A 6,867-nucleotide genomic window follows, 5' to 3' on the forward strand; every position below is an offset into this window, starting at 1 on the left:
AATATGTCCCAGGTTCCCCATTCGTTAAGCCGTAAGCAATTAATCATCGCGTTTTTCTCTGCGTTCTGTATTGCCGTTATTACCCTGATTTTGTTTATTTTACCGGCAGAATATAACGTCGATCCAACGGGTATTGGTAAATCATTAGGTTTAACTGCGCTGGCAGGGGAGCAACCAGCTAACCCGGTCTCGCCAGAGCCAGCAAGGGAAAGTGCATTCGAACTGGTTGAGTTTACGGTACCAGCGGGTAAAGGCGTCGAATACAAACTAGCCATGCAACAGTATGCCAAACTCACCTATGAATGGGTAAGTTACGGCGGCGAGTTATATTTTGATTTACACGGTGAACCGGTGGGCGATACCTCAGGCTACTTCGAGAGTTATGCCGAAGCCACCACCTATGAAATGAAAGGTAGCTTCACAACACCTTTTACAGGCTCCCATGGCTGGTATTTTAAAAACAACGGCGCCAATAACGTCACCGTAAAGCTGATGATAAAAGGGGATTACACCATCATCGGACTCAAGCAATAGGCCTGGCTACCTGCATCTCTCCAACACTGGCTATGGCCGACAGTACCCGTGACTTATCGAACATCGGAAACGACAATATCACTTCGTCAACACCAGTGGCCGCGACAAACCGGTGAAGCTGCTGCTCGGCACTTTGCTTATCGCCAACAATAGCGTAGCGCAATGTACTGTTGATACCACGAATTTCCATCTCGTTTAATTCAAGGCGAATATCCTCAACCGGCGGTGGCATAGGTTTATTGGTGTTACGCCGCAGATTAGCAAACTGTTGCTGAACGGAAGTAAACAGATGCTTTGCGTGGTCATCCGTATCGCCAATTACTGCCATCACACCAGCGGATACATAGGGCATAGCTAATTGCGCCGAGGGTTTAAAATTAGCTCGGTAAATACTAATGGCATCGCTGAGCATATCCGGTGCAAAGTGCGAGGCAAAAGAGAAGGGCAGTCCCAGATGCGCCGCCAACTGGGCTGAGTATAAACTTGAGCCGAGCAACCAGATAGGGATGTTGGAGCCAGCGCCCGGCACTGCAATAGGTTTTTGGCCTTCTGCCGGTTCGCCTAATAGCCGCTGGAGTTCTATGACATCTTCTGGATATCGCTCAGCATCACCGTGGATATCCCGGCGCAATGCGCGTGCTGTCATCATATCCGTACCCGGTGCCCGGCCTAATCCTAAATCGATGCGGTCCGGGTATAGCTCAGCCAGCGTGCCAAACTGCTCAGCAATGACCAACGGCGCATGATTTGGCAGCATAATACCACCGGAGCCAATACGAATACGCTCGGTAACGGCACCAACACTTGCCAGTAGTACAGACGTTGCCGCACTGGCTACAGCGCGCATACCATGGTGTTCAGCCAGCCAGTAACGGGTAAAGCCGGCCTGTTCTGCGGTTCTAGCGATGGCCTGACTGCGCAGCAGGGCATCACGCACCGTGCTGCCTTCGGCAACGTGGGCAAGGTCAAGAATCGAAAGTGGAATGGATTCAGCCATGAAAATACCTGTTATTTTGCATACCGGGTAGTATTGGGTCATGCCAATAATTTAAAAGGCCAATTCGACCAGGCGCAGGCTAATACGATAAATCCTTCGGCATTTTGTCGGTCACATAAACCCTGAATTCTTTCTTTCCTGGTTGATGTCATGGACTATACTTTTTGTATTTCAAATAGTTCTGTCATTTTTATGAGTGCTGATCAAGCCAATACCGCAGTGTCGCTTGCAACGCTAATTGCCCTGTCCAAACGTGCCCGTGAAGCAAATGATGCCACGGAGTTACGCTTTATTCTGGTAAATGAAACCCAGCAGTTAGTACCCTACCGGCATGCAGCATTTTATTCTGCGGCGAGAGGCATTGAGTGTATTTCATCGTTAACCAATTTTGACCAACAGGCGCCGTTTGTACAGTGGCTGGACAACTGGTTTAACAGTTTGCCACGGCAGCAAAAAGCGTCCTGTTTTTCGGTAGATTTACGTCAGCTTAAACACGACACGCAGTGGCAGGAATGGTTACCGCCTTTTTTAACCGTGTTCACCATTGAGTCTCGTGAGCAGGCCTCGGGCAGTACGTTGTTGATCGCCCGCGACAGACCACTAACTGCCGATGACATCACCTTACTGGAGGAATGGATAGACTGCTGGCGTTTTGTGTATCGGGACAAAAACGCCCTGTCTGGTAACGATAAGTTGTCTTTCTGGCGCAAGTATCTGCTCAACAGAAAGCATAAGCTGATTGCGGTTGGCCTGGCTGTGGCCGTGTGTTGTTTACCCGTACGTTTATCAGTGTTAGCCCCCGCCGAAATTATTCCGTTATCACCCAGTATAATCCGGGCGCCGATGGACGGCATCATTGATAAATTACTGGTGCAACCTAATCAGCATGTGAAGGCCGGCGATGAGTTGGTTGCTTTTGACCAGGTCCAGTTGCTTAGCCGGCTGGAATCGGCCAGGCAAGCGCTGGAAACGTCCCGGGCTGAGTATGGTCAGCAAGCACAAAATGCCTTGTTCGATCGGGAGAGTAAAGCACGGCTCGCGGTGCTGAAAAGCCAGATAGAAGAAAAGGAAATCAATGTTCAGTTTCTCGACGCGCTGCGCCAACGCAGTGTGATAACCGCTGGCCAGAATGGTCTGGTATTGATAGATGACGTATCAGAGTGGATTGGCCGGCCGGTGGTGACCGGTGAAAAGATCTTTAAGCTGGCAGATGAAAACAAGGTGCAGGTAGAAGCCTGGATTGCCCCGGCTGATCTTATTGCGTTTTCAAGTGGTGCGCCGGTAACGGTTTTTCTGAGTGCTGATCCCACGCAGTCGGTGGATGCGACCTTAACCTATCTCTCTCACGAAGCAGAGTTACAACCGGATGGCATATTTGCTTACCGGATGCGTGCGACGCTGGACTCCCGGCAGCAAGAGCCGGTGCGAATCGGTCAGAAGGGCACGGCCAGAATAGACGGTGAACGAAGCCTGTTGATTTATTGGATCCTGCGCAGGCCCTGGGCGGCACTGCGTGGTTGGCTGGGATTATGATATGAACATGTCAGCCGCTGCCGATACAGGGCCTTTGTTACCGCTGATGCGTGACGACCTCAAACTTTATTCTGGCCCTTATAACCGGGCGGGTACGCCTACCTGGACGATTTACGATCCGGCGCGTAATTTGTATTTTCAGATTGGTTGGGTCAGTTTTGAAATTCTGTGTCGCTGGCAACTCAGACAAGTAAATCAGATAGTGCAGCAAATTGCCGATGAGACGACGTTAGAGGTCTCTGCTGCACAGATTCAGGAAGTGTCTGAATTTCTGGTAAAGCATGATCTGGTGTTACATACACATCAGGCGCAAACAATACAGAAGTGTCAGCGATACCGGGCTCAACAACAAGGTCTCGCGCAGCGCTTATTGCATGGCTATCTGTTTTTCCGCATCCCGTTGTGGAATCCCGACCAATGGCTAAACCGGCATCTTGATAAAGTGCGATGGCTGGGGAGTCGTCAGTTTACCCTGCTGACATGGCTGGTGTTGTTTGTCGGGCTGATAGAGCTTAGCCGGCAGTGGGACAGTTTTACCCACAGTTTTATTGATATGTTCAGTTTAACGGGGCTGTTTTCCTACGGCGTTACCCTGGTGATGGTTAAAGTACTGCATGAGTTAGGACATGCGTTTACAGCCAGACATTTTGGCTGCACCGTGCCCCGTATGGGCGTGGCCTTTCTGGTGATGTTCCCCATGGCGTATACCGATGTGAATGACGTGTGGAAGTTAGCGGATAAACGCCAGCGGTTATTGGTGGGAGCGGCCGGGATCCGTACTGAACTGACCATTGCCGCCTGGTCGACACTGGTATGGGCGCTGCTTCCGGCTGGCGTATTAAAAGACAGTGCTTTTTTGCTCGCAACGACCACCTGGATAAGCACGGTACTGATAAATGTTTCTCCTTTTATGCGATTTGACGGCTATTTTTTGCTGATGGACTGGCTGGAAATGCCTAACCTGCACCAGCGTGCGTTTGCACTGGGCCGCTGGCGGTTAAGAGAGTGGCTGTTTGGCCTTAAGCACCCGGTACCGGAACATTTTTCCCGGTCCCGGTATCAGTTTTTACTTACATTCTCTTACGTCATCTGGCTGTACCGCTTCGTCACGTTTTTAGGGATTGCACTGATGGTGTACTGGTATTTTCCAAAGCCATTGGGGCCGATTCTGGGAGCGGTAGAGATTTACTGGTTTATTGGCAAGCCGCTATGGACCGAAATTTACGCCTGGTTTGAAATGAGAAAGGAAATTATGAGCCGCTCGCGTTCTCTGAAAACGGTATTGGTGCTCGCTGTGTTGATTGGTATTGCCATCTTGCCCTGGGATCCCAGAGTTTCAGCGCAAGGCGTGTTAAAGCTGCCGGTTGCTCAAACTTTAACCGTGCCGGCGTCGGGCATGATTGCCCGGGTATCGGTGATGTCCGGACAACAGGTTAGTGCCGGGCAGGAGCTGATGCAGCTTGAATCGCCGGATTTAGCGTTTGAGTTAGCTTCTCTGACTAAACGTCAACAGCAGTTGGAGCAGCAGATATCGCTTAGTCAGTTGCTTAATCGTGAACGTCAGCGATTACCGGTTTTGCAATCACAGTTAGCTAACGTGAAAGTAGATAGCGCCAGGATTAAGGCACAGTTAGCGCAGCTTCAGATCACTGCGCAAACCGATGGCAAGTTCGTGGCGTCTGAGCTGGATTTACGGCAGGGCGACTGGCTGGCAGAACGAACGATTATTGGTAAAGTATTGGATGAAAGCGCATTATCTGCCCATGTTTATCTTGAGCAATCAAGCGTTAAGCGGGTAAGTGTGGGTGATACGGCGGTGTTTTATGCTGAATCCGGCGTGATAGCGCCGTTAGCCTTGACGGTTGTCAGAATAGACAGCGACACCACGCGAAACCTGACCGATGGCATACTGGCCTCGGTGCATGGCGGTGATGTTGGGATAACCGAAAAAGAATCGCAACGGGTACCCGAGGACGCCCTTTATCAGGTTGTTCTGCGTCCACAGGTACCAGACAGCAATGCCGTCGACAATGAACTTCGTGGGCGGGTAGTTATTTATGGTAAGTCGCAATCGTGGTTGGGTGACCATCTGCGATACGCGGCGGCAATTTTTCAGCGGGAAGCCGGGTTTTAAGCACCGCGTCCTGGTAGACGCGGCGCTATTTCTTTGTCCTTAAGTTGCCCGGTTAGCTTTTAGCTGAGCGGGCGAGTTGCACCAGCGCATCACGTTTTGCCTTCCAGGCAAAATGGTTGTGTGCCTGTAATTGCTCGCTAAACTTCAGTTGACCAGGTATCTGATCCGTCATCGCCGTTACATCCATGCCGTTAGAAACCGTTATCGTGATGACAGTTTCTACCTGATTGCCCATTGCATCCCGTGCAATCACGCGAATTATTAAACTGCCATTAAACTCTGCTGGTGGTATGCCATAAAATTCTCCCTTGTTGCTATCGAAGGATAACCATTCAGGAATTTCATCACCGTTTGCCATAAGGGCAGTAAGCGCAATATCCACATTGGGATCGGTACTGGCAAAAGTGTCTGTTGGAATTACCACAGAAATGCTTTGTCCGGATGAAAAGGATTGCTCAGGGATATCGCGCTGTAACACCAGTTCCGGTGTTGCTGATTCAATCGAGACCTGGGAGCCGGCATCAGCGTTTGCAGCCTGATCATTGGATTCGGTGAAATCCGCACCATCACCGTCACCCGAAGCGGCATCACCATTGCTCTCGGCTGCAGCGCTGGCCGGCGCAACTCCGCCGGTATCTGATGGCGCAGCATGATAAGCAGGATCGGCATCGACTGAAACTGAACCATTATTGTTGGTCAGGTCCGTGTCGGTTTGGTCCGCTGTTACGCTGGCGCTGTTTACCACTTTTGAAGTATCAGTCGTTCTGACAACGATTTGTAATGTAGCTGATTCACCACTGGCAAGTGACCCTACCGTCCATAAACCTGTTGAGGCATCGTAGCTACCGTCTGAGCTAACAAAGGTAAAGCCCGCAGGCAGTTGATCGGTCACGACCACATTGGTGGCGGTATCCGGTCCGGTATTGGATACCGTCAGGGTGAAGGTCACGTTATCGCCCAGATTCGGTGACGCGTTATCCACGGTTTTGCTTAAGGCTAGATCAATCGCCTGGGCATCCACGCTTACTGAATCGATATTGTCGCTGCTATCCAGCTCGGTCTGATCCGCGGTGACTGAGGCGGTGTTCGTCACGGCACTGCTATCGGTCGTGGTGGCCACAATGGTTAAGGTCGTGCTGGCCCCGCTGGCTAAACTGCCTACGGTCCATAAGCCGGTAGTGGCGTTATAACTGCCGTTTGAGCTGACAAAGGTAAAGCCCGCCGGGAGTTGGTCAGTGACGACCACATTGGTGGCGGCATCCGGCCCCGTGTTCGACACGGTCAGGGTGAAGGTCACGTTGTCACCGAGATTCGGTGACGCGTTATCCACGGCTTTGCTGATGGCCAGGTCAATCGCCTGCGCATCCACCATCGCGGAATCGGTATTATCCGAACTGTCCAATTCGGTTTGATCCGCGGTCACGCTGGGAGTGTTGGTCACCGCGCTACTGTCGGTGGTGGTGGCGATAATCGTCAACGTGGCACTGGCACCATTGGCCAGTGAACCTACCGTCCATAAGCCGGTGGTGGCATCGTAACTACCGTCTGAGCTGACAAAGGTAAAGCCCGCGGGTAACTGATCAGTGACGACCACATTGGTGGCGGCATCCGGCCCCGTGTTCGACACGGTCAGGGTAAAGCTGACGTTATCACCCAGATTCGGCGCGGC

General features: G+C 51.4%; 5 protein-coding genes. 3 read left to right on the forward strand and 2 right to left on the reverse strand.

The genetic code is table 11. The features are described from left to right. Window positions 1-3 precede the first annotated feature (3 nt). Entirely contained in the window at window positions 4-534 is a 531-nt protein-coding gene (locus BFC17_RS14015) for a hypothetical protein (RefSeq protein ID WP_070177087.1), read from the forward strand. Here the strand turns inward: BFC17_RS14015 and BFC17_RS14020 are convergent. Continuing rightward, a complete protein-coding gene (locus BFC17_RS14020) occupies window positions 524-1,531 on the reverse strand; it encodes an LLM class flavin-dependent oxidoreductase (protein WP_070177088.1) in 1,008 nt (335 codons plus the stop codon). The genes BFC17_RS14015 and BFC17_RS14020 overlap by 11 nt on opposite strands. Before the next feature lie 192 nt (window positions 1,532-1,723). Here BFC17_RS14020 and BFC17_RS14025 point away from each other — a divergent pair, with 192 nt between their 5' ends. Next, on the forward strand, window positions 1,724-3,064 hold the full coding sequence (locus tag BFC17_RS14025; protein ID WP_070177214.1) for an efflux RND transporter periplasmic adaptor subunit: 1,341 nt from the start codon (window positions 1,724-1,726) through the stop codon (window positions 3,062-3,064). A gap of 1 nt (window position 3,065) precedes the next feature. Continuing rightward, window positions 3,066-5,198 carry a site-2 protease family protein gene (locus tag BFC17_RS14030; RefSeq protein WP_083271743.1) on the forward strand — a complete coding sequence of 711 codons (2,133 nt, stop codon included), beginning with the start codon at window positions 3,066-3,068 and terminating at the stop codon, window positions 5,196-5,198. A 52-nt stretch (window positions 5,199-5,250) separates the two neighbouring features. Here the strand turns inward: BFC17_RS14030 and BFC17_RS14035 are convergent. Further along, the coding region (locus BFC17_RS14035; protein WP_139142084.1) for a putative Ig domain-containing protein at window positions 5,251-6,867 on the reverse strand (1,617 nt) is incomplete at its 5' end.

Origin of the sequence: Marisediminitalea lipolytica, assembly GCF_001758465.1 — a bacterium.
GTDB lineage: Bacteria > Pseudomonadota > Gammaproteobacteria > Enterobacterales > Alteromonadaceae > Alteromonas > Alteromonas lipolytica.

Excerpts from the sequence above, each read along its gene's own strand:
- BFC17_RS14025 (WP_070177214.1), top strand. The coding sequence starts at position 1,724 with ATGAGTGCTGATCAAGCCAATACCGCAGTGTCGCTTGCAACGCTAATT.
- BFC17_RS14030 (WP_083271743.1), top strand. The coding sequence starts at position 3,066 with ATGAACATGTCAGCCGCTGCCGATACAGGGCCTTTGTTACCGCTGATG.
- BFC17_RS14015 (WP_070177087.1), top strand. The coding sequence starts at position 4 with ATGTCCCAGGTTCCCCATTCGTTAAGCCGTAAGCAATTAATCATCGCG.
- BFC17_RS14020 (WP_070177088.1), bottom strand. The coding sequence starts at position 1,531 with ATGGCTGAATCCATTCCACTTTCGATTCTTGACCTTGCCCACGTTGCC.